Genomic DNA, 2,952 nt, shown 5'->3' with positions numbered 1-2,952 from the left:
AAAACACGCTCACCTGTCCAAATAAACGGAACCACCTCTGGCGGACCACTTAAATGGGGGAGGCTCATTTCCGGTGTAAACTATTCACCAATCACTTGCCTTCTCCATCAATAGCTAAATAAGTTTCATTGAACCCAACATCTTCTACCACGTCGGTAAAACCATATAAAAATTCTAATTCAGAACGGCGATAAGTTAATGGGTGAGTATTGGTGTTTTCGTTTGTTCTTTTGGCTGCCTCAATATATATAAAAGTTAAAGAACTTAGAGGATCTGCAGTCTTGTGAAGATTAGTATCATTATACCTACATTTGAGAGAGAATTATCATTAACCGAGCTTGTATCCCAAATTGATGCGCAGGCTGCCACGAACACCTGCAAAGTTGAAGTAATAATTGTCGATGATCATTCACTAGCTGAAATTTGCATTTATCACGAATGCCGAAACATTGATCTGATCCTACTTCGCAATCCAAAGCGTATCGGAGCAAATTTATCGCGCAAGGTGGGATTTTCACATAGCCAAGGTGACATTATACATTTTCATGACTCTGATGACTTAATAGGTCCAGATTGGCTAGAATTGACATATAAAATATTCAAAAAAAATACCTGCGTAGATGTACTCATAACGTCTAGGCTTGTGGTTGATGAGAAAAATAGAAAAGTCACTTTTATTGATGCAAAAAGACTATCAAAGATTTGCAAAAATATCCCTAGGCTTAAGCTGTTGCAGTATTTAGTCAATCGGATTGGCCCATTAGGAGGCGTCACATTCCACCGCCGCATTGTAACAAGTCTGCCATTCCATAATGTCAGGGCTTCTCAAGATTGGCTTATGTATGATGATGCGCTTGCTAATGCCAGTTTAGTCTCCGTTGATCCCCATAATTTTTTTATTTTTAGGAAAAAAGAGATTGATAGAATATCCAGAAACCCAAATAACCGATTAAGAGGATATATAAGCGCAGCTCAAAGAAGATTTAAATCACGTCGAAGTAGGAAACTAATGGCACGCCTATATTGCGTCCAAGGTGCTTCGGAACTTAATGAAGTATTAGATATAAAGTTCTTGAGTTTGAAGCTATTGCTCATCGGAATTGTGGCGTGGGTGGCCTCAGTATAATGAAAGAAGTTCAAACTCTTACAGATTACATGAAAACGACTGTCGCTTATAAAGCTGGCTCACTGTTAATTGATTCCCGTAATTCACTAAAGTCGGCCTTTCTGCTACCACTACGCTTGTATCGCCTTAACAAGGCCTACAAAAAATATCAGTTAAATTCACACAAAGATGCTGTTAATCCTCATCTATTTGATGATGAAATTTTGGAAATTATTCTTAGTAAAACAGAGAATATCTATGAACATTTAAAGTCAAAAAATAAGTCAGATAATGAAATTGCACATTTACTCATTGAAGCCTCTCGAGTTAGTTTAAAGATTTCGTCTAGTAAAACACGAAGGTTTGCAGAAGAAGCATATAGGATCGCAACGAAAAATAATCTAAAGAAGAGAGCTGCAATACTAATGTATGACGGCGGCTCAATAAATTCTGCTAGTAAGCACTTGTCAGCATTAGGTTTATCCGGTCCAAGCACGGACGATGTCAAAGTCCAGAAGATTTTTGACGAAGAAGCTATTTCTAAAAATGGCTTCGCACTCATAAACAAGCAAATTAGAAGAACAGAATATAAAAAGAAAAAAATTGCATACATCTCACATCTTTGTGTACCTTTCCATACATCTGGATATGCAACTCGTACACATAGTATTTTGCAAGAACTTTCGAGGTCAGGAACGGACGTCGTTTGCATTACACGGCCTGGTTATCCTTGGGACAGAGCAGACAGCAGAAATCTTCATGACGTAAAAGATATACACGAAATTGAGAATGTGACTTATCGACATATTAGCGGACCTAACATTAGCGGGTCAGGAATACTGCGTTTTGTTGAAGAAGCAGCAACAAAATTGATTGAGGTGTTAAAAACAGAAACTCCAGAATATGTTGTTGCTGGTTCCAATTACGTGAACGCGCTGCCAGCACTCATAGCATCTAGACACTTAGGTATTGATTTCATATATGACGTCAGAGGTTTATGGGAATACACGTCTGCCGCAAAGATCCAAGGGTGGGAGCAAACAGATCGTTTTAACTTATCTCGTAATTTAGAAACACTTGTCGCAAATGCATCAGATGCAATCTTCGCAATTTCGTCTCCTTTAAAAGACGAACTCATTAGCCGAGGAGTTCAAGCAGAAAAAATCAAACTTCTTCCCAATGGTGTTCATTTGGAAAAATTTGATGTGCCCTTACAATCAAATGAGATGCGCCACCATTTAAATATCGGTATCAATACAGTCGTTTACGGATTTATCGGTTCTCTAGAAGTATACGAAGGCTTAGAGGACGTTTTACACTCATTTAAAATGGTCCTAGATACAGGTGTCGACTGTAAGCTTGTCATCGTTGGAGACGGCGCTTGCTCAAGCGTCGTAAGTGAATTAACTTTAAGCTTGGGCATCTCAGAGTTTGTACACTTAACGGGTAGAATACCTTTCTCTGAAGTTAATCAATATTATTGCTTATGCGACGTATTTGTCTATCCACGAGTAGAGACTGCAGTCACGAAGATCATTCCTGCCTTGAAGCCATTAGAAGCAATGGCAGCACGGAAACCAGTTATAATTTCAAGATTACCGGCTTTAATTGAATTGGTGGGTGGGGTGCAGAATGCAGAAGTTGTTCAGCCTGGAAACTGTACAGAAATCTCCAACGTGATGCTTAGATTATGTGATGAAGAGTGGCGTAAGAGGTTGGGTTTAAAGGGGTACAACTATGTTGCAAAAGAAAAAACATGGCAATCGACTTGCTCAACCATTAAAGAGATGATTGTACAATAGAGGAGTGAGCCTCCCCCATTTAAGTGGTCCGCCCCTATAATAAGG

At 39.0% G+C, this 2,952-nt stretch carries 2 protein-coding genes; both read left to right on the top strand.

What is annotated here, in order from left to right; genetic code table 11:
* The first annotated feature begins 283 nt into the window (after positions 1 to 283).
* Positions 284 to 1,126: a glycosyltransferase family 2 protein gene (locus PsWM33_RS12085; protein ID WP_063294951.1), complete on the top strand. Its 843-nt coding sequence runs from the start codon at positions 284 to 286 to the stop codon at positions 1,124 to 1,126.
* The gene (locus PsWM33_RS12080; protein WP_063300403.1) at positions 1,126 to 2,907 is read left to right on the top strand and encodes a glycosyltransferase family 4 protein; all 1,782 of its coding nucleotides are present in this window, start codon (positions 1,126 to 1,128) and stop codon (positions 2,905 to 2,907) included. The genes PsWM33_RS12085 and PsWM33_RS12080 overlap by 1 nt, the downstream gene beginning before the upstream one ends.
* Positions 2,908 to 2,952 lie beyond the last annotated feature (45 nt).

It is taken from the genome of Pseudovibrio sp. WM33, from assembly GCF_001623165.1.
Lineage (GTDB): Bacteria > Pseudomonadota > Alphaproteobacteria > Rhizobiales > Stappiaceae > Pseudovibrio.
This window is presented reverse-complemented; position numbering and strand designations above follow the sequence as displayed.